This is a genomic window from Mesorhizobium yinganensis (assembly GCF_040081985.1).
In the GTDB taxonomy this organism is placed as follows: Bacteria; Pseudomonadota; Alphaproteobacteria; order Rhizobiales; family Rhizobiaceae; genus Kumtagia; species Kumtagia yinganensis.
The window spans coordinates 68120-91259 of sequence record NZ_JBEBMH010000010.1; the positions used below are offsets into that span (position 1 = coordinate 68120).

General features: G+C 63.8%; 18 protein-coding genes. 9 read left to right on the forward strand and 9 right to left on the reverse strand.

Going from position 1 to position 23140, the window contains the following annotated elements; all coding sequences use genetic code 11:
- Positions 1-10 precede the first annotated feature (10 nt).
- Together ABMA59_RS18920 and gyrA are read right to left on the reverse strand one after the other, a co-directional pair.
- Entirely contained in the window at positions 11-1351 is a 1341-nt protein-coding gene (locus ABMA59_RS18920; protein WP_349006936.1) for a tetratricopeptide repeat protein, read from the reverse strand.
- A 222-nt stretch (positions 1352-1573) separates the two neighbouring features.
- Complete coding sequence (gene gyrA / locus ABMA59_RS18925) at positions 1574-4360, reverse strand: DNA gyrase subunit A (RefSeq protein ID WP_349006937.1); 2787 nt, start codon at positions 4358-4360, stop codon at positions 1574-1576.
- Positions 4361-4711: 351 nt separating this feature from the next.
- Here gyrA and ABMA59_RS18930 point away from each other — a divergent pair, with 351 nt between their 5' ends.
- Positions 4712-5341: a MarC family protein gene (locus ABMA59_RS18930; RefSeq protein ID WP_349006938.1), complete on the forward strand. Its 630-nt coding sequence runs from the start codon at positions 4712-4714 to the stop codon at positions 5339-5341.
- Between the two features lie 108 nt (positions 5342-5449).
- Here ABMA59_RS18930 and ABMA59_RS18935 read toward each other — a convergent pair whose 3' ends face one another.
- Together ABMA59_RS18935 and ssb are read right to left on the reverse strand one after the other, a co-directional pair.
- A complete protein-coding gene (locus ABMA59_RS18935) occupies positions 5450-6328 on the reverse strand; it encodes a serine hydrolase domain-containing protein (protein ID WP_349006939.1) in 879 nt (292 codons plus the stop codon).
- A gap of 94 nt (positions 6329-6422) precedes the next feature.
- Positions 6423-6935, reverse strand: a complete 513-nt coding sequence (gene ssb / locus ABMA59_RS18940) for a single-stranded DNA-binding protein (protein ID WP_349006940.1) — start codon at positions 6933-6935, stop codon at positions 6423-6425.
- Between the two features lie 203 nt (positions 6936-7138).
- On the opposite strand from ssb, the gene ABMA59_RS18945 reads away from it, so the two are divergent.
- Positions 7139-7408 carry a hypothetical protein gene (locus ABMA59_RS18945; RefSeq protein ID WP_349006941.1) on the forward strand — a complete coding sequence of 90 codons (270 nt, stop codon included), beginning with the start codon at positions 7139-7141 and terminating at the stop codon, positions 7406-7408.
- A 145-nt stretch (positions 7409-7553) separates the two neighbouring features.
- Here ABMA59_RS18945 and ABMA59_RS18950 read toward each other — a convergent pair whose 3' ends face one another.
- A complete protein-coding gene (locus tag ABMA59_RS18950) occupies positions 7554-8702 on the reverse strand; it encodes a DUF7986 domain-containing protein (protein WP_349006942.1) in 1149 nt (382 codons plus the stop codon).
- Between the two features lie 716 nt (positions 8703-9418).
- Between ABMA59_RS18950 and uvrA the strand changes: the two genes are divergently transcribed.
- Complete coding sequence (uvrA, locus tag ABMA59_RS18955; protein WP_349006943.1) at positions 9419-12346, forward strand: excinuclease ABC subunit UvrA; 2928 nt, start codon at positions 9419-9421, stop codon at positions 12344-12346.
- 100 nt (positions 12347-12446) lie between these two features.
- On the opposite strand, the gene ABMA59_RS18960 is transcribed toward uvrA, so the two are convergent.
- Positions 12447-12809, reverse strand: a complete 363-nt coding sequence (locus ABMA59_RS18960; protein ID WP_349006944.1) for a YHS domain-containing (seleno)protein — start codon at positions 12807-12809, stop codon at positions 12447-12449.
- A 240-nt stretch (positions 12810-13049) separates the two neighbouring features.
- On the opposite strand from ABMA59_RS18960, the gene ABMA59_RS18965 reads away from it, so the two are divergent.
- Positions 13050-14900 (forward strand): adenylate/guanylate cyclase domain-containing protein, encoded by a 1851-nt coding sequence (locus ABMA59_RS18965; RefSeq protein ID WP_349006945.1) that lies wholly within the window; start codon positions 13050-13052, stop codon positions 14898-14900.
- Positions 14901-15079: 179 nt separating this feature from the next.
- On the opposite strand, the gene ABMA59_RS18970 is transcribed toward ABMA59_RS18965, so the two are convergent.
- Positions 15080-15298 carry a type II toxin-antitoxin system VapC family toxin gene (locus ABMA59_RS18970; RefSeq protein ID WP_349006946.1) on the reverse strand — a complete coding sequence of 73 codons (219 nt, stop codon included), beginning with the start codon at positions 15296-15298 and terminating at the stop codon, positions 15080-15082.
- A gap of 164 nt (positions 15299-15462) precedes the next feature.
- Between ABMA59_RS18970 and ABMA59_RS18975 the strand changes: the two genes are divergently transcribed.
- The 3 genes from ABMA59_RS18975 to ABMA59_RS18985 all read left to right on the forward strand — a co-directional run bounded on the left by ABMA59_RS18975 (position 15463) and on the right by ABMA59_RS18985 (position 18140).
- A complete protein-coding gene (locus ABMA59_RS18975; RefSeq protein WP_349006947.1) occupies positions 15463-15924 on the forward strand; it encodes a hypothetical protein in 462 nt (153 codons plus the stop codon).
- A 99-nt stretch (positions 15925-16023) separates the two neighbouring features.
- Complete coding sequence (locus ABMA59_RS18980) at positions 16024-16848, forward strand: DUF72 domain-containing protein (RefSeq protein WP_349006948.1); 825 nt, start codon at positions 16024-16026, stop codon at positions 16846-16848.
- Positions 16849-16988: 140 nt separating this feature from the next.
- A complete protein-coding gene (locus tag ABMA59_RS18985; protein WP_349007107.1) occupies positions 16989-18140 on the forward strand; it encodes a GGDEF domain-containing protein in 1152 nt (383 codons plus the stop codon).
- Positions 18141-18144: 4 nt separating this feature from the next.
- Here the strand turns inward: ABMA59_RS18985 and ABMA59_RS18990 are convergent, their stop codons facing one another.
- The gene (locus ABMA59_RS18990) at positions 18145-20127 is read right to left on the reverse strand and encodes a hypothetical protein (protein WP_349006949.1); all 1983 of its coding nucleotides are present in this window, start codon (positions 20125-20127) and stop codon (positions 18145-18147) included.
- Between the two features lie 439 nt (positions 20128-20566).
- On the opposite strand from ABMA59_RS18990, the gene ABMA59_RS18995 reads away from it, so the two are divergent.
- A complete protein-coding gene (locus ABMA59_RS18995) occupies positions 20567-20947 on the forward strand; it encodes a hypothetical protein (RefSeq protein WP_349006950.1) in 381 nt (126 codons plus the stop codon).
- Positions 20948-20975: 28 nt separating this feature from the next.
- Here the strand turns inward: ABMA59_RS18995 and ABMA59_RS19000 are convergent, their stop codons facing one another.
- Positions 20976-22478, reverse strand: coding sequence for an NAD(P)H-hydrate dehydratase (locus ABMA59_RS19000; RefSeq protein ID WP_349006951.1), 1503 nt, complete (start codon positions 22476-22478; stop codon positions 20976-20978).
- 308 nt (positions 22479-22786) lie between these two features.
- On the opposite strand from ABMA59_RS19000, the gene ABMA59_RS19005 reads away from it, so the two are divergent.
- The gene (locus ABMA59_RS19005; protein ID WP_308057171.1) at positions 22787-23125 is read left to right on the forward strand and encodes a P-II family nitrogen regulator; all 339 of its coding nucleotides are present in this window, start codon (positions 22787-22789) and stop codon (positions 23123-23125) included.
- Positions 23126-23140 lie beyond the last annotated feature (15 nt).

Sequence of the window (23140 nt, forward strand, 5' to 3'; positions counted from 1 at the left end):
GCCGGTCCGGCTAGGCTGGTCTTCGAGCCGTTACGACCAACCCGATAACGGGCTCCGCGTTTTCACTTCGCAGCTTCTCCCTGCCAACGGAAACGACATCAAATCCAACATCTTCAAGACATTTCCGCACATAGTTCTCGCTGTGCGAATAGCGGCCGTTGACCGCCAGGCGGAACTCGTCCTCTGCATTGTCGAGCGCCTCGACGGTGAAGACGAGGGCGCCACCAGGCCTGAGCGATGACGCCGCGGCAGCGCAAAACTCTTCCAGCCGGCCGAAGTAACAAAGCGTGTCGGCCGAAGCGACGGCATCGTAGATTGCAGTGTTGGCCAGCAGGTATTCGGTCAGTTCGCCGCGTTCGAGATAGTCGTAAAGGCCGAGCTTGTTCGCGTTCTTCAGCATGCCGCCGGACAGATCGACGCCGACCAGTCGCGCGGCATGGGGCTTGAAATATTTGGCGCATTTTCCCGTGCCGCAACCCGCATCCAGGATGATGAGTCCCGTCGTATCCCTGCCCACGGCGACGCTGAGCGCGTCGCCCACCAATTCCGGGGCGCGGTATTCCAGGCTGTCCAGCTTGGCGTCGAATGAACTGGCAAACTGGTCGAAAAGTTTGCGCACATAGACGTCGGAAGCCCGGTCCGGAACGTTCTCGCCAGTCATCGAGGCGCGCATATGCTGGGCCTGGGGGTCGTTCGGGTTGGCGTCCGCCCATTTCTTCACAAAATCGATCGCCAGATCCTTCAAACCGGCAAACCAGTAGGCCAGCGCCAAAAAATGCGCCGGCACGCCCTTGTCCGGCAGGTGCACGGTCGCCTTCCAGAAATAGTCGATGGCCTCCCGCGCCCGGCCGGTGTCGAGCAGGATCGCGGCGAGGTTCTGATGGGCGACGCCGAACTCCGGATTGATGTCGATCGCCTTGCGCAGCAGCTTTTCGGCGAACCCGTCATTGCCGGCATATTTCACGATCGCCGCCAGGTTGGCATAGGGATCGGCGAGGTTGGGATCGAGTTCGATCGCCCGGTCATAGGCCGCGACGGCCGCATCCGTGTCGCCGAGTTCCACATAGGCATTGCCGAGATTGTTGCGGATGCCGGCATGGGCGGGCGCTATCTCGGCGGCGCGGTTCAAGATCTCGACGCTTTTTCGCGGCCCGTCGAGATGAAAGCGCACGACCCCCAGATAGTTCAGCGCGTCGGCGCGAGCCGGCTCGATTTCCAGAACGCTTTCAAGGATTTCGGCGGCACCCTTCAACTGTTTTTTGCGCATCAGCTCGACCGCCATCTCGACGGCGTCGTCGACCGTGAGTTCCACACCATCCTCGGTTTCGGCGACTGCCGTTGCTTCGGTCATGGGACGCTCCTTCCGCCAGCGGGCGCGCAACACGTCGCCGAAACTGGCCGGACCCAGTCGTAGGAGCCGACTGTAACGGGCAAAATGCGCGCCGGACAGGGAAAGTAACAGAGCAGCCGCTTCGGCCAAATCCGATTGGTCGCGAACACGGCGACCGTGGCGGATATCGGGAACGCCGGCAAAGGCGGCGGACAAACCAGCCGCCGCCTTTTTTGGAACCGGTTATTCTGGCGAAGGCTCGGCAGGCGGTTCGGACTGGCCGGCCTCGGCCTGCACAACCTCCTCCTCGTCCGACTGCGGCTCGGAAATGCGCTCGACCGACACGACCTTCTCGCCCTCGCCGGTGTTGAAGATGGTGACGCCCTTGGTGGCGCGGCTGGCGAAACGGATGTTGTGGACCGGGACGCGGATCACCGTGCCGCCGTCCGACACCAGCATGATCTGGTCGTCGTTCTCGATCGGAAACGCAGCGATCAGGCGTCCGATCTCGTCGACCTTCGACACGTCGGTGGCGCGGATGCCCTTGCCGCCGCGGCCGATGACACGGAAATCGTAGGACGAGGACCGCTTGCCGTAGCCGTATTCGGTGACGGTCAGCACGAACTGCTCATGTGCCTTGAGTCGTTCGTAGGTTGTGTCGGAAAGTTCTCCGCCTTCACCCACATCCTCGTTGGTCAGCGCCACATCCTCCTCGCCCTCGCCGCCCTCGGCGGAGGCCAGGCGCCGCTCGGCGACGCTGCGTTTCAGATAGGCCGCCCGCTCCCAAGCCTCTGCCTCGACGTGCTCCAGGATGGTCATCGAGATGGCGCGGTCGCCTTCGCCAAGCGCAATGCCGCGCACTCCCTGAGAGGATCGGCCGGCAAACACGCGGACATCGTCGACCCTGAAGCGGATGCACTGGCCACTATCGGCGGTCAAAAGCACGTCGTCATTGTCCGTGCAGGTCTCGACGGCGAGGATGGCGTCGCCCTCCTCGTCGAACTTCATGGCGATCTTACCGTTGCGCTTGACGTCGGCGAAGTCGCTGAGCTTGTTGCGCCGCACCGTGCCGCGCGTCGTCGCGAACATCACATCCAGCTTGCCCCACTCCGACTCGTCGGGAAGCGGCAGGATCGCCGTGATGCGGTCGCCGCTCTCGATCGGCAGCAGGTTGATGAGCGCCTTGCCGCGCGACTGCGGATTGCCGATCGGCAGCCGCCAGACCTTTTCCTTGTAGACGATGCCGCGCGACGAGAAGAACAGGATCGGCGTGTGCGTGTTGGCGACGAACAGCCGCGTGACGAAATCGGTCTCCTTCGTCGCCATGCCGGCGCGGCCCTTGCCGCCACGGTTCTGCGCCCGGAACAGCGACAGCGGCACCCGCTTGATGTAGCCCTCATGCGTGACGGTGACCACCATGTCCTCGCGCTGGATGAGGTCCTCGTCCTCCATGTCGGCGCCGCCGTCGACGATCTCGGTGCGGCGCGGCGTGCCGAACTCCTCGCGCACCACCGTCAGTTCGTCCTTGACGATCTGCATGATGCGCGCGCGAGACGACAATATGTCGAGGAAATCCTTGATCTCATCGCCGATCTTGTTCAACTCGTCGGCGATCTCGTCGCGGCCGAGCGCGGTGAGGCGCGACAGTTGCAGCGCAAGGATCGCGCGCGCCTGTTCTTCCGACAGATTGTAAGTGCCGTCCTCGTTGATGCGGTGGCGCGGGTCGTCGATCAACCGGATCAGCGCCTCGACGTCGGCCGCCGGCCAGCGCCGCGTCATCAACTGCTCGCGCGCCGTCGCCGGATCGGGCGCGTTGCGGATCAGCTTGATGACCTCGTCGATGTTGGCGACGGCAATCGCCAGGCCGACCAGGATATGGGCGCGCTCGCGCGCCTTGCGCAGCAGATATTTGGTGCGGCGGCTGATCACCTCCTCGCGGAAGGAGACGAACGCCTTCAGCATGTCGATCAGCGACAGCACTTCCGGCTTGCCGCCGTTCAGGGCCACCACATTGGCGCCGAACGAGGTCTGCAGCGGCGTGAAACGATAAAGCTGGTTGAGGATGACCTCTGCGTTTGCGTCGCGCTTCAGCTCGATGACGACACGATAACCCTGGCGGTCACTCTCGTCGCGGATGTCGGAGATGCCCTCGATGCGTTTCTCGCGCACCAGTTCGGCCATCTTCTCCTGCATCGTCGCCTTGTTCACCTGGAACGGGACTTCGGTGACGATGATCGCCTCGCGGTCGCCGCGGATTTCCTCGACATGCACCTTGCCGCGCATGATGATCGAGCCGCGGCCAGTGGCGTAGGCGTTGTAGATGCCGGAGCGGCCGAGGATGATGCCTCCCGTCGGAAAATCCGGCCCGGGAATGATCTCCATCAACTCCGGCAGGTCGATCGCCGGATTGTCGATCAGCGCGATGCAGGCGTCGACGACCTCGGCGAGATTGTGCGGCGGGATGTTGGTCGCCATGCCGACGGCGATGCCGCCGGACCCGTTGACCAGCAGGTTCGGGAAACGGGCCGGCAGAACCTTCGGCTCTTCCCCGGAAGCGTCGTAGGTATCCTGGAAATCGACGGTTTCCTTGTCGATATCCTCCAGCAACTCGTGCGCGACCTTCGTGAGCCGCGATTCCGTGTAGCGCATCGCCGCCGGCGGATCGCCGTCGATCGAGCCGAAATTGCCCTGGCCGTCGATGAGCGGCACGCGCATCGACCAGTCCTGGGCCATGCGCACCAGCGCGTCGTAGATCGAGGCGTCGCCATGCGGGTGGTATTTACCCATCACGTCGGCGACGGGGCGCGCCGATTTCACGTATTTGCGGTTCCAGTGATAGCCGCTCTCATGCGAGGCGAAGAGGATACGGCGGTGCACCGGCTTCAGCCCGTCGCGCACGTCGGGCAGCGCGCGGCTGACGATCACGCTCATGGCGTAATCGAGATAGGAACGCTGCATCTCCTCGATGATGGAGATCGGCTCGATGCCGGATGGATCTTCAGGGCCGCGCGGAGGGGTCTGGTCGGTCAAAATCGATCACTAGAACGTTTCGGGAATCATTTTCCGCTTATATAGGAACGGCGGCGTTTTCTCCAACGTTCGGGCCCGCCGCCGGCGACTTTGCACGGCTTTTTATCCGACCGTTTTCCCAAGCGATTTCATCACGATAGGAGAAGGCGCCGAAACTTCGCCGCAAGAGACAGCGCATAGACCGGGAAATTACGGCAGCAAAGTGTCGCATCCGTCACGCGCTTGACCATCGCGACGTGCGCCTTGTCGACGCCGCCGACGAGAAACCTTCGGGTTGCGACCGAAAAAGGTCGCTCTGGCAAGTTCCGCGCCCACGCGCTACGACTTGCAAAATCGCGCGCGGAGGGGAACGTGCCGAGCCATGACAGCATCCTGAACGCTTTCCTGACGATCCTCGTGACGATCGATCCGCCGGGACTGGCACCGCTGTTTCTCGCCTTGACGCGCGGCATGACCCGCGAGCAACGGACCCAGGTTTCGGTGCGGGCCACGATCATCGCGTCCGCCATCCTGATCCTGTTCGCGATCGTCGGCGCGGTCGTGCTGAGCGGCCTCGGCATAACGCTGCCGGCATTCCGCGTCGCCGGCGGCCTGCTGCTTTTCTACATTGCCTTCGAGATGGTGTTCGAGCGGCGCCAGGACCGGAAGGAAAAAAGCGCCGACATGGCGATCACCAAGGACCAGATCCAGGACATCGCCGCCTTCCCCCTCGCCATCCCGCTGATTGCCGGGCCGGGCGCGATCTCGGCCACGGTGCTGCTTTCCAGCAGTTTTCAGGGGATTGCCGCGAAATCGGCATTGGTCGGCATCATCCTGGTCTGCATGGGGCTTACCTATCTCGTCTTCGTGCTCGCCGAACGTGTCGACCGCTTTCTCGGCCAGACCGGCCGCACCATCCTGACCCGCCTGCTCGGCGTCATTCTCGCAGCGCTGGCGGTCCAGTTCGTCGCCGACGGCATCAAGGCGCTGATGGCGGCGTGAGAGCTCTCTTCGTCCTCTCCATAGCGGTACAAAAAATGGGCCGAAAAGGCCGAGGCCGATAACGCGCAGGCGGAAACGCCCGCGCGCCGGAAACAGCCAGACGCGATTTCACTTCATCGTCCCAACCGCAAGGCGCAGCAGTTCGCCCATGCGCTCGTGGCTGATGCCGTGGTCGACGCGGGCGGCGCGGTGGACGACGACGAGGTCCATTTCCGGCACGACGATGACGTACTGTCCACCGAAGCCGCTGGCATAGAACACCGGCGCATGAAGGCTGAGCCTGTCGCCCGGCGCGTCGGCCTCGGCCGTCCACCACAGATAGCCGTAGCCTCGCCCGCCCCCGAGATCGGTATGCGCGCGCGTGCTGTCCCGCACCCAATCTGCCGGGACGATCTGCCTTCCCTGCCAACGCCCTGCCTCGAGATACAGCACGCCGACCCGAGCCAGGTCGCGAGCCGAAAGGCGCAGCTTGTAGACAGGATGGACCGATTCCGGCCCGTGCTGGTGATAGCAGTCGGCGGCCGAAAAGTCCTGCATGCCAAGCGGCACCGCCAGCCTCGAATAGAGGACGTCGAACACTGACTGTCCGGACCGCTGCTCGAGGATCGAGCCGAGCACGTTGAAGTCCCAATTGTTGTAGAACCAGGCCGCACCGGGCAGAGAGGAGCCGCGCTCCGGCCGGCCGTGTGCCGTGTCGTAGACCGAAGGATGATAGACTCCGGAACGCGCCGCGAGCAGGTGCCGTACGGTTGCCCGCCGCTCTCCGCGGGTCAGGCCGCCGACATCGTCGATGCCGAAATCCTCGAGCGTCGCATCGAGATTGAGCGTGCCTTCCCCCGCGAGGATTCCGTAGAGCGCACTGATCAAACTCTTGCGGACGGACGCGACGCTCGTGTTCAGGTCGACGCGGCCCCACTCGAACACCGTGCGGCCACGACGCACGACCATCATCGCCGTCGATCCACCCCGCACCAGTTCGGCGGGCAAGATTGCCTGCAGATCGGACGATACGCGGGACACCGGCCTTACGCGCCCTTTATCGTTTTCTCCTCAAAGGAGAAGATGCTGGAAGGACCGCGCCTCAGAACGGTATCTCGTCGTCCAAATCGCGGGACGAACCGCCGCCGCCGCCGCGCGAACCACCGCCGCCGCGCCCGCCGCCATAGTCATCCCCAGGGGCGGACTGACCGAAATCCGAGCGCCCGCCGCCACCGCCATATCCGACCTGGTCTCCCCCTTGGCCTCGCGTGTCCAGCATCTGCAGTTCGCCCCGGAATTTCTGCAGGACGACCTCGGTCGTGTAGCGGTCCTGGCCGCTTTGGTCCTGCCATTTGCGGGTCTGCAACTGACCCTCGACATAGACCTTCATGCCCTTCTTCAGATACTGCTCCGCCACCTTCGCCAGATTGTCGTTGAAGACGACGATGTTATGCCACTCGGTCTTTTCCTTGCGCTCGCCGGAATTCTTGTCGCGCCAGGTCTCCGAGGTGGCGATGCGGAAGCTGACGACCGGATCGCCCGAGTTCAGCCGGCGAATCTCAGGGTCGGCGCCGAGATTGCCCACCAGAATGACCTTGTTCACGCTACCCGCCATCACACTTCTCCGCGCTTGTCCTAAGTTTGGCTGTCCGTAAGCTCGTCCGCATCCTAGCCCATCGACGCGCACGGCGCGGCGCTCGACGGAAATTCAGGCGGCCTGTCCACAATTTGTTTTGTACTTGTTTTGTTCGCAGGAGGCCAGCGAAAAATGTCAGGAGGCTCACCCGCTCGCGTTTTGCTTTCGCCGGCATCGCTCCTATGATCGGCAAGATGATCCTCGCTCGTCTCCCTGTGGCCGCCCTGCTCGTGACCTCATCCGCCGCGCCGGCGTTCGCCGACCAGCAGCCCCGGACGACACTCCCCGGCGTCGAGCGGCCTGAGCCGATCGTCAAGCCGCTCGCCGAGCCGCTGGAACCGGCGTCCAAGAACGGTGACGGCTTCGTGCGAATGGGCAAGTGGGACGTAAAGATTTCCGGCTATGTCAGGGTCGACATACGCGCCGGCACGCTGCCGGCACAGTCGCGCTGACGTTGCTGCCGGGGACACGTTGAACCCGAGCCGCCGCACGCTTCTCCCGCTGTTGGGGGTTCGCAGTTCTCCGGCCCAATTCACGCAGGCGCATGACTGCTTCCCTGAAGGTCAAGTTGTGAAAGAAGGCGTCAGCCCGAAACGCTTACCGATCATCCTCCTGCGCAGCGGCGAGTTCCTCCGGGCTGTGAACCTCGGTGTGGGGCTGCCCGATTTGCCCCTTGAGAACCGATTTCAGCATGAGCTTGGCGCGGTCCGCCCTCTGCTTGGAATTGGCGGACAGAACCAGCATATCCGGCGTCAGTTCGACCGTGGCGAAAACCGGCGTGCCATCCTCGAGCTCGATATGCAGCCGTTCATCCTGAACCCGGGCGTACTTATCCGACGGTCCAGCGGGCACCGAAACACTCTCCGCCGGTTCCGTCCAGTTCCACAGGCCCTCTTCCTGCGCCAGCAGTTCGGGGATTTGCTCCAGGCGCCGGGCTATCGCGTCGGCCGTGGCTCCGGGCGTAAGTGGATAGGAGATCGTATGGAATGAAAGCTCCTCGCCGTCGCTGTTGAAGCGCGGCGGCGGCACCTTGTCGATCCTGCCGTTCAGCATGTCCTCCAGCCAGATCGCGGTGAACGCCGGCGCCGAGCCATGCAGGAAGATCGTTTCGGCGAGCTCGGGAAAATCGATGCCCGCCATATCGTCCTCCGTCGGCACTTCCTGCTTCGACACCTCCTCGCCGATCCTCTTCATCGGATCCGAGATTGCCTTGACCACTTCGGCATAGGCCGCCTCGCTGAACGTTGTCAGTCCGCCGGCCAGACGGTGCTTTCCGGCCACTTCGACGACCCTGCAGCCGAGCCGGTCGAGATCGCGCAAGCCGCGCGTCGCCGAATGCTCGGTAACGCGCACCGGCTCGCCGCCACGGATCATGTCGCGCAGCAGCATGGACTGTCCGGGGACGATCTCGCTGACCTCGTAGACGCTGAAGAGGGAATCCCGGAGCGCCTCCATGTAGCGGCGGGCCGAGGGCGATTCCTTCCAGCCGCGCCGCTTGAGATAGTCGTCGACGATGGTGCGCTCGTCCTCCTCGGAAGCTGGCCTTGTAACGAAATCCTCAAAGGCGCAGCCCCAGAGATTGGTCATCTCCCGTTCGCCGATCAATTTTTCCAGTTGCTCGAAATCGATGCCGTAATCCTCGAAAGCCGGGCCGAAATGCTCGTCGAAGACATCGTCGAACAGATCCTGCCACTCGTCCCTGTTGGACCATTTGATAAGACCGGCAAGTTCGTGGCTTTTCGACATGGGATTCCTGCCGGCTTGGCGAATGGACGGACGTGGCCATCTTAGCGGCAAGGTGGATGTAACACGATGACAATGGATGGTTTTGTCGGGTCATCCACAAGACGAAACCCTGCCGCTCGTCCGAGCAGGCAGGGCTTCTGGATCTTACCCTTGCCGGGAATGTTTTACCGGCTTTGATTTCGGGTGCTTCGCGGCGTCAGCCGACGACCCGACCAATAGTCTCTGATTGTAGGGGAAACGGCCAGTCCTGCCCGCCGGTTATCATCCCGGCCATTCGCTAGCCGCCGGCTCCTGCTCAGGCGCGGAGCCCTGTGGAACTGTCCGGTGGAGTCATGCCTCGCTCCCGTGTTCGTTCAACACATGCCAGCCGGGAAATCGACCTGCGGCGTCTCGCAGATCCGGGCTTTTCCGCCGTCTGACCGGCAATGCCGATCTCTCCCAGGCGACGATGCGAGTCTGCCAAGCCCAGCCGCCCGCGTCAACCCCAGACCGCAGCCGGCAAAGAAATGTGATCGGAAATGAGTGTACGCCGGCCCTGTGCTTTGTCAGGAGGATGTTCAACTTTTGTTCTTTTCGCTTGCCCAACGCGGACAAAGGCGGGTAAATCCGCCTTTGGCGGAGACCACCTCGACATGGCGATCTCCATACCTACATAGGCACGGGCGGCCTGTTGCGGGCTGAACCGATTTCACATGAGCGACAGGCGGCGGAGCGGCATGGCCGACCATAAATACATTTCGGTGCGCGGCGCGCGCGAGCACAATCTCAAGAATGTCGATCTCGACCTGCCCCGCGACAGCCTCGTCGTGATGACCGGCCTGTCGGGCAGCGGAAAGTCCTCGCTCGCCTTCGACACCATCTATGCCGAGGGCCAGCGCCGTTATGTCGAGAGCCTGTCGGCCTATGCGCGGCAGTTTCTGGAGATGATGCAGAAGCCGGACGTCGACCAGATCGACGGCTTGTCGCCCGCCATCTCGATCGAGCAGAAAACCACCTCGCGCAACCCGCGCTCGACCGTCGGCACGGTCACCGAGATCTACGACTACATGCGCCTGCTCTATGCGCGCGTCGGCATTCCCTATTCGCCGGCCACCGGCCTGCCGATCGAGAGCCAGACGGTCAGCCAGATGGTGGACCGCGTCATGGCGCTGGAGGAAGGCACGCGCCTCTACCTGCTGGCGCCGATCGTCAGGGGCCGCAAGGGCGAATACAAGAAGGAACTGCTGGAACTCCAGAAGAAGGGTTTTCAGCGCGTCAAGGTCGACGGCGCCTTCTACGAGATCGCCGAGGCGCCGGCGCTCGACAAGAAATACAAGCACGACATCGACGTCGTCGTCGACCGCATCGTGGTGCGCGGCGACCTCGCGGCGCGGCTGGCGGATTCCATCGAGACGGCGCTGAAGCTGGCGGAAGGGCTCTGCGTCGCCGAATTCGCCGACAAGCCGCTGCCGGTCGAGGAGACGGCGGAGGGCGACAGCGCCTTCAAGTCGAAGAACGAAACCCACGAACGCATTCTTTTCTCGGAAAAATTCGCCTGCCCGGTCTCCGGCTTCACCATTCCGGAGATCGAGCCGCGGCTGTTCTCCTTCAACAACCCGTTCGGCGCCTGCCCGACCTGCGACGGCCTCGGCAGCCAGCGCGCCATCGACGAGAACCTGATCGTTCCCGACGACAACGTCACGCTGCGCGACGGCGCAGTCAGCCCGTGGGCGAAATCGACCTCGCCCTATTACGCGCAGACGCTGGAAGCGCTGGGAAAGGCCTATGGCTTCAAGCTCGGCGACAAGTTTTCCAGCCTGTCCGACGCGGCCAAACACGCCGTGCTGCGCGGCACCGGCGAGCGCGAGATCACTTTCAACTATGACGACGGCCTGCGCTCCTACAAGACGACCAAGACGTTCGAGGGCGTCATCCCCAACCTCGAACGCCGCTGGAAGGAGACGGAATCGGCCTGGATGCGCGAGGAGATCGAGCGCTTCATGTCGGCCACGCCCTGCCCCGCCTGCAACGGTTTCCGCCTCAAGCCGGAATCGCTGGCGGTGAAGATCGCCGGCCTGCATATCGGCGAGGTCTCCAACATGTCGATCCGCAAGGCCGACCATTGGTTCACCGACCTGCCGCAAAAACTCAACGCCAAGCAGAACGAAATCGCGGTGCGCATCCTCAAGGAAATCCGCGAGCGCCTGCGCTTCCTCAACGATGTCGGCCTCGACTACCTCACCATGGCGCGCAATTCCGGCACGCTGTCGGGCGGCGAGAGCCAGCGCATCCGCCTCGCGTCGCAGATCGGCTCGGGCCTCACCGGCGTGCTCTACGTGCTCGACGAGCCCTCCATCGGCCTTCACCAGCGCGACAACGCCCGCCTGCTCGACACGCTGAAGCATCTTCGCGACCTCGGCAACACGGTGATCGTCGTCGAGCACGACGAGGACGCCATCCTGACGGCCGACTATGTCGTCGACATCGGCCCGGCCGCCGGCATCCATGGCGGCCGCGTTATCGCGCAGGGATCGCCGGCCGAGATCATGGCCAACCCCAACTCCATCACCGGCAAATATCTGACCGGCGAGTTGGAAATCGCGCTGCCCGACGAGCGCCGCAAGATGAAGAAGGGCCGGCGCATAAAGGTCGTCGGCGCGCGCGGCAACAATCTGAAGGACGTCACCGCCGAAATCCCGCTCGGCACATTTACCGCCGTCACCGGTGTCTCCGGCGGCGGCAAATCCACCTTCCTGATCGAGACGCTGTTCAAGGCCGCCTCGCGCCGCATCATGGGCAGCAGAGAGCACCCGGCCGAGCACGACCGCATCGAGGGCCTGGAATTCCTGGACAAGGTCATCGACATCGACCAGAGCCCGATCGGCCGCACGCCGCGCTCCAATCCCGCCACCTACACCGGCGCCTTCACGCCGATCCGCGACTGGTTCGCCGGCCTGCCGGAGGCGAAAGCGCGCGGCTACCAGCCCGGCCGCTTCTCCTTCAACGTCAAGGGCGGCCGCTGCGAGGCCTGCCAGGGCGACGGCGTCATCAAGATCGAGATGCATTTTCTGCCCGACGTCTACGTCACCTGCGACGTCTGCCACGGCAAGCGCTACAACCGCGAGACGCTGGACGTCACTTTTAAAGGCAAGTCGATCGCCGACGTGCTCGACATGACCGTCGAGGAAGGCGTCGAGTTCTTCGCCGCCGTGCCCGGCGTGCGCGACAAGCTCGACACGCTGAAACAGGTCGGCCTCGGCTACATCCATATCGGCCAGCAGGCCACCACCCTCTCCGGCGGCGAGGCGCAGCGCATCAAACTCGCCAAGGAACTGTCGCGCAAAGCCACCGGCAAGACGCTCTACATCCTCGACGAGCCGACCACCGGCCTGCATTTCCACGACGTGGCCAAACTTCTGGAAGTGCTGCACGAACTGGTCGACCAGGGCAACACGGTGGTCGTCATCGAGCACAATCTGGAAGTGATCAAGACCGCCGACTGGATTCTCGACCTAGGCCCCGAAGGCGGCGACGGCGGCGGCGAACTGGTGGCGCAGGGCACGCCGGAAGAGGTCGTCGAGGAAAAGCGGAGTTATACGGGGCAGTTCTTGAAGGAGCTGCTGGAGAGAAGGCCGAAGGCGGGAAAGCGGGAAGCGGCGGAGTGATATCGCGCAGCTAGCCGGCCGCCTAGCGGCCGACATCCAGCGCTGCCGCGTTTCCCTGCTTACGCGGAATTTACTGTTGCAGAATGCCGCAAGCGGCCGTCTAGTTGCCTCTTACCTTCCAGGCAGCTTCCGCCTTCTGGATGTTCCCGGCCAGGTCCTTGTTGAGATCGTCGATGTCTTGCTTGTAACTACCGAGGTAGAGCTTGCCATCGACAATGGTCCAAGCCTCCGGATCAGGCTTCGCGCTAAGGCCGATGGTCATTCCCATCACGCAGAAGCCCCCAAAGCGCGGCGCGTAGGACTCGGGCTTCGCGGAAAACATGTCCCGATGCTCCGCATTGGCAAACCGCCAACGAGCGCCCTGCCAGACTGCCTCAAACTCGGGGCTGCCTTTGACTGGCTTCCCTGCGGTGAAATAGGCGACGGTGTCATAACCTTGAATCGCCACCTTGTCGGCGTCCACGCTGACGGCCTGACCGGCAACAAGCGCTCCTACCGAGGTCATCAGGCCTACGAGAGCCCAGATGGCCACAAACAAGTACCTTAGTCTGGAAATGAACATAGCAACCTCACCACCGTTGGCACAAAACCTCCAGCGACCTTGAAGGCGCTAAGTCTACTCCAAATGGCCGAGAGGCGCTATTGTGCTCACCGGCGCTCTCGGCAGTTCAGCCTTAGGGCACCGGCCTGACGGAAATGCGGTATGGACGAACGCTCCCCGCCAAGAAAACTCGCCGCGATCCTGATCGCCGATGCAGTCGGCTTTTCGCGGCAGATGGGCGAGGACGAGGAACGAACCCTGCGTACGTTCGGAGAACGGCGGGACTTGATTATTGCTGCGATTGCAAATCGTCGGGGCCGCACCTTTGGCGGAGCCGGCGACAGCGTCGTCGCCGAGTTTCCGAGCGCAGTCGATGCGCTCAAAGCCAGCGTCGAGATTCAGGCGGCGATCAGGCTGCTCAATGAGGCAGCGCCCGAAGCGGAGCGGATGCTGTTCCGCATCGGCGTCAATCTGGGCGACGTGATCATCAAAAAGCGCAACCTGTTCGGAGACGGGGTCAATATCGCCGAACGCCTTCAGGCACTCGCCAATCCGGGCGGCATCTGTGTTTCGGGCAGTGTGCACGAGCAGGTTAGTGACAAGGTGCCGGTCGAGTTCGTCGATCTTGGCGACAACCAGCTAAAGAACATAGCACATCCTGTGAAAGTGTTCCTCGTGCGCCGGGCTGACGACTTCTCGATGCCAGCGCCAAACCGACGGGCAACGCAGCGCTCGCGGCGCTGGCTGGCTGTGGCGGGGGCGACGCTCACCATCGCGTTGGCGCTCGGCATCGGCGCATTTCAGTTGTGGCCCTGGCTCACTGGGTCAGCACACGTCGAGGCATCCGGCCCGCCGACCGTCGCCGTGCTGCCCTTCGCCAACCTGAGCGGCGACCCAGGCCAGGACTATTTCAGCGACGGCGTCACCCGGGATATAATCGCATCGCTCGGACGTTTCGCCGATCTCGCCGTGCTCTCCAACAACGCAACGGCCAAATTCAAGGGCAGCCCTGCAGACTCGGCCGAATTGCACCAAAAACTCGGCGCGCGATATGTCGTCGCCGGCAGCGTGCGTCGAAGCGGTGATCTACTGAGGGTGTCAGTGGACCTGACCGATACTGACAGGGGCCTGCAACTCTGGTCCAACCAGTTCGAGCGAAAACTGACCGACATCTTCGCGGTCCAGGACGAAATCACGCGCGACATCACCGGCGCGCTCGCCATCAAGCTGACGCGCATCGAATTCAGTCGCGCGCTCGCCAAGGAGACCCTGCACCTCGATGCGTATGATTATTACCTTCGTGGGCTCCATCTTTTGTCGATGGGCGACCGGTCCGATATGCTCAATGCACGCGCGATGTTCGACAAGGCGATCTCGCTGGATCCACGCTACGCCGCAGCCATTTCCGCGCTTGGTTGGACTTATCACTTTGACGCTACATCAGGGTGGACGGAGTTTGCCGGAGACTCGCTGGAGCTTGCCGAGACATATGCCCGCCAGGCACTCAGCCTCTCGCCCGAACTGGGCGACGCCCATCAACTTCTGGGCTTCGTCTTCCTGTCTCGGGGCGAATACGACCGCGCCCTGGTCGAGATCCGCCGCGCCATCGAGATCAATCCCAGCGATGCATATAGCTATGCGTCACTAGGGACAGCACTGAATTTTTCCGGCGACGCTTCAGGCGCGATCACCGCTTTCGAGCGAGCCAGGGTGTTCGATCCCACCCTCCAACCCAACCTTTCCAGTCTCGGCTTCGCCTACTACCTGGCTGGGCGATATGAAGAAGCCATTGCAACACTCGAACCGCTTGCCGGAAACTCCGACCTTTTTGCTTACATCGGCTTGGCTGCGGCCTATGCCGAACTGGAGCGCATGTCAGACGCCGAACGCGCGGCTGGTGAAGTGAAGCGCCTTTCACCGTTTTTCGAGGTTGACCAGTTCGTGGGACAGTGGAAGGACGAGCAATCTCGCCAGAACTTCGCACGCGGCCTCAGAAAGGCGGGATTGAAGTAGCGGTCCAGAGCTTCGAATGCCAGGTCGATGAGGACGCGACCAGCGCGGTGTCGTTCGCTTCCGCGTCGGGGAACCGATTTCGCGCGAGGAGCCGGCGCGGCGCGGGCTGCCTTCGCAATAGCGAGCAGTCGCGCTGCGGAGCAGCGATTGCGAGTAGCGGCATCACAACTACTCCCACATCACCTCCGCTCCCAGTCCCTGAGCCACCTATCCTTCGACACCAGCGTCAGCCCCTCCACCACCGCCTGCGCCGCCAGCATCCGGTCGAACGGATCGCGATGCTCGGGGCCATATGACCCCGCCCGAATGGCATGCACGGCGGATAGCGGCAGAACGTCGAACCCCTCCGCCGTCACGACCGCATCGAATGCGCCGACCAGAGGCTCCAGCTCCGGCAAGCACCGCACTCCGTTCAACACCCCTCATCCGACCTCGCTTCGCTCGGCCACCTTCTCCCACAAGGGGAGAAGGCAGGATAACGCGCTTCCTCGTCGATAAAGGAATATTTTCCTTTACATTATTCCAAACATGTGCCTAATCTCCGCCAACAGGAGGACGGCAGGTGAACTGGAACGGGGAAATCAAGGCGGAGGCACTGAAGCGCATCATCGCGGTGTTCTTCTCGCTCGCCCGCCTGGCAGACCTCGCCGCGGGCCGTTGCCACCCCGTTCGCTGTGTCGTCCTGTGGATCCTGCGCCGCGCCGAGCCCGTTGCATGGGATTGCATCGCGAACGCGGACGGCGCACAGCCGTTTTGTGTCGACCCGCCTCCCCTGTCTCCGGTCCTGCAGCGCAACAGCCGCGCCGACGCCAAACACCTTGCGCTGATCTTCAGGACAGCGGCACGCGCGCTTCAAAGCGAGTTGCGGACCATGAGCAGTCTCTCGGTGCGCGACCGGGCCCAGAACGCCAAAGACGACGAACCCGCCCGGTTCGCACCCCGCGCGCGGTTCGCGCGGCAGTTGCTTGCCCCGCGCCCGCAAGGCGCCACCGGTTCGGCCATCCCCTGCCTCGACACATCCTGAGCACCCGGCAAAACGCCATTGTCAGCATCGATCTGCTTGCGGGTGGACAAAGCGTTCCGGCCCGCGCAAACCTGTGCCCGCGATCCAGGAGGGCATTCGATGACACAGTCGGGAACGATCCGCGCGGGCCAAATCCGGGCGGGAATGGGCGGCTGGACGTTCGAGCCCTGGGAAGGCACGTTCTATCCCGAAAAACTCGCGAAGAAAAAACAGCTCGAATTCGCCTCGCGGCAGGTGCCGACCATCGAGGTCAACGGCACCTATTATTCCGGCTTCACACCGGCCACCTATTCAAAATGGAACGCCGAGACGCCCGAAAATTTCGTGTTCTCGATCAAGGGCAACCGTTTTGTCACCAACCGAAAAGTGCTGGCCGAGGCGGGCGAGTCGATGGCGAAATTCTTTGCGCAAGGGCTGGAGGAACTCGGCGAAAAACTCGGGCCGCTGGTCTGGCAGTTCGCCCCGACCAAAAAATTCGAGCCGGACGACTTTGAGGGTTTTCTGAAACTGCTGCCCGAAAAGCATCATGGCCGGCCGCTGCGGCATGTGCTGGAAGTCCGCCACGGCTCCTTCGCCGTGCCCGACTTCGTGGCGCTGGCCAGAAAATACAAGGCGGCGATCTGCTACGCCCACCACCATGACTATCCGGAATTCGCCGACGTGACGGCGGATTTCGTCTATGCCCGCCTGCAGAAGGGCGAGGATTCCGTGCCGACCGCCTACAAACCGAAGGACCTCGACCGCTGGGTGGAGCGCGCGAAACAATGGGCTGCCGGCGGCCAGCCGGACGACCTGCCGCTCGCCGATCCGGACAACAAACCCGAGAAGAAACCGCGCGACGTGTTCGCCTATATCATCCACGAAGGCAAGCTGCGCGCCCCGCAGGGCGCCATGGCTTTCATGGAGCGGGTCGGCAAGGGCTGAGCGGGCGGACAATCGTTCGGACAGGCTACCGCCCTGCGGCAAAAGGGCATTTTACGGTCCAACGTAACCAAGTGTACACTTGGCCTGTCCTAATGACATTTCTCTTGGACGGCGGGTCGCCTTCGGGCATGGGCGAGAGCATGACGCTCGACTACAATTCTCTTTTGCTTGCTCTGGGCTTTTCCGGGGCATGCCTGGCGGTCACGCTCATCATGAGCTGGGCCGTCGCGCGCACCGAGATGTTCCTGCTGACCTGGGCGGTCGGCGTTTTCCTCATCGTCGTCTATGTCGTGCTCTACGCCTTCTACGTCGAGCGTCCGGGTCCGCTGCTCGGCGCCGTCTGCTATCTGACGCTGCTCACCGGCCTCTCGGCGCTGCTCGGCGCGGCTCGCCAGTTTCGTACCGGCCGCTCGCCATTGAGGCCGGCGCTGGTCGCCAACGGCATGCTCATCGCCGTCGCCGTGCCGCCGATCCTCATGGGCTACGACGGGCTGGGTTTCATCGCGGAAAACATCGCGGCGGCGATCCTGATCTCGGCGACCGCCCGCGAATACTGGCTCGGCCGGGCCGAAGCGCCGGGGCCCATCCTCGGGCTTTGCTTGCTCTATGCCTCCCTCGCCTTCGGATTCCTGCTTTGCGCGGGCGTGCTCATCTGGGACGGCAAGCTCGTTCTCGGCGCGGCGCCGCAGAACTGGGCTGAAGACGTTTCGCTGGCGATCAGCATTGCCGGCATGACCGGCATCGGCGCGCTGTCGCTGGCGCTCAACCACTGGCGGGCCGCCGCACGGCACCGCGCCGAGGCGCGGTCGGACGTGCTGACCGGCCTGCTCAACCGCCGCGCCGTCTTCGACCTCTGCAGCCCGACGCCGATGCGCCAGTTTTCCGCCGTGATCGCCTTCGACCTCGACGATTTCAAAGCGGTCAACGACAGCTACGGCCATGCGGTCGGCGACCGGGTCATCCGCGCCTTCGCGGACGAGCTTGCGGCCGTGGCCGGGCGCGGCGACCAGGCCGCGCGGCTCGGCGGCGAGGAGTTCGTGCTGGTGCTGGGCAGAACGCTGCCCGAGCGCGCCGAACAACTGGCCGAACGCATCCGGGCAAGTTTCGCGGCGAAGCACATTCTGACGGAACAGGGCATGCTCACCTGCACGGTCAGCGCCGGCATCGCTTTCGGCACCGAGGCCGGCACAAGCTTCGAGAGCGTGCTGCGGCTTGCCGACAAGGCGCTCTATGCGGCGAAGCGTCAGGGCCGCAACCAGGTCGCGACGCGCCACGTCCGGCTCGTCAAATAGGCGCCTATTCGCCCTCGTCCGACCGGTATGCGGCCCGCGCCTGCTTGCCCCACGGCGTGGTGTGGTTGTCGATGCGCATCTGGAAGACGAAGTAAGTGGGCGAACAGAAGCCGACGCCCTTGACCTTCCTCAGACCCGGCGTGTCCCACGGAAACTCCTGGCACATATAGTCTTCCCGGCAAAAACTGTCGGCGGAGCAACTCGGCCGGTTGCCGCGCACGACGGCGCCGCCAAGGCACTGGTCGAAATTATTGGTGGCGACGCAGAGGTCGAATTTCTTGCCGCCGGCAAGCCCGCAGATCTCGCGCGGCATCGGCCGACCCGGCTTGAAATCGGCGAAGCCGCGGTCCCTCTCGTCGCAGCCGCGGTAGGCAAGGCCGCCCGGCACGCCGATCTTCGGCGGGCGGCAGGTATAGCCCGTGCGCGAAATATCTTTGTCGAAGGCCGCGAACTGGCCGGTGAGCTTCATGCGGTCGTTGAAGGGCTGGCTCTGGTTGTCATCGATCTCGCCCGACAGGCAAGGGTGGCCGGAAAACATCTCTCTCGATTTCGGCGGCAGCAGGCATTGCGCCAGCGTGAAGCGGCCGTTCGAGGCTCCGGCGACCGGCGTGCAGACCGTGCCGGCACCGCAGGTCCAGGTCTCACCGAAATGCGCCGCCTCGTCGGGCATCATGCAGGGCATGGCGGCGCCGGCCGGCTGGTAGGCCACGGCGGCGCCTTCGGCCGGCCAGTTGGCGGGTGGCGCGGAAGAAAGCGGGCGGAACCGGTCGGGCTCACGGCCCTCCGTTACCGCCATGACATAGGCCTCGCGTCGTGGCAATTCGGCATGCAGATGCGGCGAGACGCCGACCTTGATGCGGTTCAGCGGCGAGGTCGCGCCGTCGTCGAGGCCGATGACGTGAAACCCGGCGGTCGAGCCGGACTGGTGACATCCCTGGCAGGCGCCATTGTCAAGCCGCTCCAGCAGCGCCTCGGGCGAGCGCAGCAGCCTGCCAGCCGAAAAATCGAGACCGGCGAAGTCGGCCGCCTCGAACAAGCCGGAAAACGGATGGTTGACGGCGCGGGCACTGCCGAAAGTCGAATAGGAAATGACTTTGCGGGCAAGAAAATTCTCCGGGATTTCGTAGACGCCGGTGTCGATGGCCGCGAAATTGTCGCGGACGTAGGCGGCGAGTTCGGCCTTCAAGGCCTCGTCGGTCGCCACCCTGGTAACGTCAACGGTGTTTTCCAGCGGCATTTCGGACGCGGCGTCGCCCTCAAGCTTGAAAATGCGCATGAGATAGGCCGCCTGCCCGCCGAACTCGGTCTCGAGGCCGGAGGGAAACCGCGCCACCTGGGCGTTCAACTCGAGCTGGCGGAAGCTGAGCGCCGAACGCTCGAGCGGTCCGCCGGTCAGCCAGCCGGCATCGGCGGCCTCGTCGATGCCGGGAGTCCAGCGCCCCGCGACGCCCTGGCACGACCCGTCGGCATCCGGCGCGACGTCGAAGACGGCGTTGAAATTGAACGGCAGGCGCGAGGCCAGCACCTTGCCCTTGCCGTCCTTGCGGAAAGCGTAACCCAGCCGGTAGACGAAACGCACCTCGCCGCAGCCCGCGCTGCCCTTCAGCGCCAGGAAGTCACGGCGGTCGAGGCGGTTGACGACGCCGACCAGCCTGAAGGACGCCGCGGTGGTCTTCAGCCAGCGCATGTCGATAACGCGCCCGACATTGCCGTTCGTCTCCTCAAAAAGGGTTCGTCCGCCGGCCCTCATCTCGGCGCGCAGCGCGGCGACGTCCGTCCCGATCGTATCGACGATCGACCGGTAGGCGGGCGCGTCCTGATACAGGGTTTCGAGATCGGCGGCGCCTTTTCGACCGAACAGATCGCCGAAACCGTAACCCCTGTCCTCGAGCCGGGTCAGCAGCGCCCGGTCTTCGAGATAGAGCACCGGGGATTTGGCGATAGCCGGAAGGGCGGCGGATAGGAGCAGGAAAAGGCCGGCCAGCAATCGTGAGATCATTTACGGGGAGCACTTTTCAGGTTCGTGCAGGTCTTTGAACCGATGTAGTAGGGTGGCCTATCCTTGCCGAACCAAGGATGCAGCGGGTCGTCCGCGAGCGCCGGACTGGCGGGAGATCTGCGACCGGGCGCTATCGCCAAAGCGGGGGCCGACGAAGGCACTCACGCCGCACCGGAAGTTCGCAGCCCACGGTCGCAATGTCATGGTCGTGGCCTCGCTATTGTGGAGGGCCGATCGGCTGCGACAGGTGCATGCTGACTTCGTCGATCTGCTCTGGCGAAATCTGCCGCATTGCAAGCCGCCGGGCAAGCGACAATGGCAGGATTTCGACCGGTGATTTCAAGTATCGAACAGACCGGCGCGGCCGGTATTCGCAAACCTGCTTTGGGCTGATAATATTCCGCGTCCGAAACTGGATCAGACGACTATGGACTGGTTCAAGCAGTTGCGGCAGGCACTTGCCGCCTACTACCCTGCGTCGATGGACGAGAGCATCGTCGGCTACCTGCAAGGGTCGGACGACCCTTCCGTATGGCGGCAGATGGAAGTCACACGCAGCCGCAGCCAGATGCTGGTGCTCGGAAACCAGCAGCCGACCCAGCAGGAATGGATGAATGCCGGCGTCGCCCACCGCGGGGACGTCAAGACGATCCGCATCAACGCGCTGGCCGGCTGGATCGTGTTGCTCGAAGGCTATGTGCCGCGGCAGCGCCCGTGGGGAAAACTCGTTACGATCGACGATGACGCGCTGAAGATCGGATTTCCGGGAGCGCTGCGGAGCTGGCAGCGGATGGCCAGCCGAGGCTGACGGTTGGCCAACAAGCGCGGTGGCGCCATCAATCGGCCGGATCGAACAAATCCCTCAATACCGACGGCAGTTGCGCCGGAATGTCCTCGGCGATCAGGCCGGGGCCGAACCGCCGTGCCGCCTCGGCGTGGATCCAGACGCCGGCGCAGGCGCCCTCGAACGCTGGCATTCCTTGCGCCAACAGGCCGGCGAGGATGCCGGAGAGCACGTCGCCGGAGCCTGCCGTCGCCAGCAGCGGCGTGCCGTTGGTGTTGATGGCGGCGCGGCCGTCCGGCGCGGCGATCACCGTGTCCGGCCCCTTGTAGACGACCACGCCGTCGATCCCGCGGGCGGCCAGCCGCGCACGCTCCAGCTTCGACGGAATTTTTTCTTTCGACAGATCAGGGAACAGCCGCGAAAACTCGCCTTCATGCGGCGTGATCACCAATCCGCCGGCTCGGTCGCCGGGCGGTGCGGCGAGCAGGTCCGGCTGACCGGCAAGCGATGTCAGCGCGCTGGCGTCGACCACCGCCGGCGCAGGCTCCCGCCAGCGGCCGAGCAGGCGCATCAGCAACCGTCCCGTCTCCGCATCGGGCGACAGGCCGGGTCCGTAGACGATTGCGGCGGGCTGCCTCTCCTCCAGGAACGCCAGCATCGCTTCGAGCGTGTCGGCCCTGCGCAGCATGACCGAGGTCAGATGCGCGGCATTGGCGGCAAGCGCCTCGGACGGCGACAGCAGCGTGACCGCCCCTGCCCCGATGCGCGCCGCCGCCATGGCCGAGAGGCGCGCGGCCCCGGTCGCGCTTGCGCCGCCTGAAAACACCGCGACATGGCCCCGCGAATATTTGTGGGCGTCGACGCTCGGACTGGGGAGATGGCCCCGCCAGACGTCGCGCCGATTTTCAACACAGGTCGAGGCCAGCGACGCGACGACCGTATCGGGAATGCCTATGTCGGCAACGACAAGGTCACCGCATAACAGCCTGCCGGGCAGCAGCAGATGTCCGGGCTTCGGGCGGACGAAGGTTACGGTCAGCACGGCGCGGAAGGCAGCGCCCAGAACCCGGCCGGTTTCGCCGGAAACGCCGCTCGGCAGATCGACGGCGGCCACCGGAACGCCCGCCGCGTTCACAAGCCCGACGACGCGCCGCATGGAACCGTCGAGTTCACGCGCCAGGCCCGCACCGAACAGCGCATCGACGACGATACCGTCCGGCCTCGGCGCGAAGGCGGCGAGCGGCTGCGGCGGGACCGAACAGGCGGCTGCGGCCAGCGCGGCGTCGCTCTTCGCGCGCGGCGGACGATCGGCGAAGACGGAAACGCTCACGCCGGAGCGACGCAGCAATTCGGCAACGACATAACCGTCGCCGCCATTGTTGCCCGGGCCGCAGAGCACGTCGACATGAGCGGCCGCGGAAAACCGCTCGAGGACGAGGGCCGCAACCGCCGCTCCTGCCCTTTTCATCAAGGCAAACCCGTCAAAAGGGCCCGCCGCGATGGCGCGACGATCGCATTCCCCCATTTCTTCAGGCGTCAGCACTTCAAACGGCATTGACGGCTCCTGCCGGTTCGGTGTCGGATAGCATAGGAGGAGAGCCAAACGAAACGCTGCCCGATCTGCCTATTTTCTAGGCAGAAAATCTAAGAATTAAGCTGATTAAAATTTAGTCAGCGCGCGTGGTTGTCCTCAAAGGCGGCAAGTCGCTCGACCGCTTATGGCAAGTCCATGCGGTTTGTGCGACTAGCCCGCGAGCGGAGCGTAGGCGCGATTCTGCCGGGAACTGGCATGGAACGTGCTTTGGTGTGTCGGGTAAGCGGGCCGCAGAGCCCGTTATCTTTTGACTGGAGGCCTAAATCAGCATGAAGAAGATCGAAGCGATCATCAAACCGTTCAAGCTCGACGAAGTCAAAGAGGCGCTTCAGGAAGCAGGACTGCAAGGCATCACCGTGACCGAGGCAAAAGGCTTCGGACGGCAGAAGGGCCACACCGAACTTTATCGCGGCGCCGAATATGTCGTCGATTTTCTGCCCAAGGTGAAGATCGAAGTGGTGCTGGGCGACGACGCTGTCGAGGGCGCCATCGAGGCGATCCGCAAGGCGGCGCAGACCGGACGCATCGGCGACGGAAAAATCTTCGTCTCCAACATCGAGGAAGTCATCCGCATCCGCACCGGCGAGACCGGTATCGACGCGATCTGAACGGGCGCAACAGAC

Coding starts and splice junctions, on each gene's coding strand:
- ABMA59_RS18920 (WP_349006936.1), bottom strand. CDS start 1,351: ATGACCGAAGCAACGGCAGTCGCCGAAACCGAGGATGGTGTGGAACTC.
- ABMA59_RS18995 (WP_349006950.1), top strand. CDS start 20,567: ATGGACTGGTTCAAGCAGTTGCGGCAGGCACTTGCCGCCTACTACCCT.
- ssb (WP_349006940.1), bottom strand. CDS start 6,935: ATGGCGGGTAGCGTGAACAAGGTCATTCTGGTGGGCAATCTCGGCGCC.
- ABMA59_RS19000 (WP_349006951.1), bottom strand. CDS start 22,478: ATGCCGTTTGAAGTGCTGACGCCTGAAGAAATGGGGGAATGCGATCGT.
- ABMA59_RS18980 (WP_349006948.1), top strand. CDS start 16,024: ATGACACAGTCGGGAACGATCCGCGCGGGCCAAATCCGGGCGGGAATG.
- ABMA59_RS18945 (WP_349006941.1), top strand. CDS start 7,139: ATGATCGGCAAGATGATCCTCGCTCGTCTCCCTGTGGCCGCCCTGCTC.
- ABMA59_RS18950 (WP_349006942.1), bottom strand. CDS start 8,702: ATGTCGAAAAGCCACGAACTTGCCGGTCTTATCAAATGGTCCAACAGG.
- uvrA (WP_349006943.1), top strand. CDS start 9,419: ATGGCCGACCATAAATACATTTCGGTGCGCGGCGCGCGCGAGCACAAT.
- ABMA59_RS18965 (WP_349006945.1), top strand. CDS start 13,050: ATGGACGAACGCTCCCCGCCAAGAAAACTCGCCGCGATCCTGATCGCC.
- ABMA59_RS18985 (WP_349007107.1), top strand. CDS start 16,989: ATGACGCTCGACTACAATTCTCTTTTGCTTGCTCTGGGCTTTTCCGGG.
- ABMA59_RS19005 (WP_308057171.1), top strand. CDS start 22,787: ATGAAGAAGATCGAAGCGATCATCAAACCGTTCAAGCTCGACGAAGTC.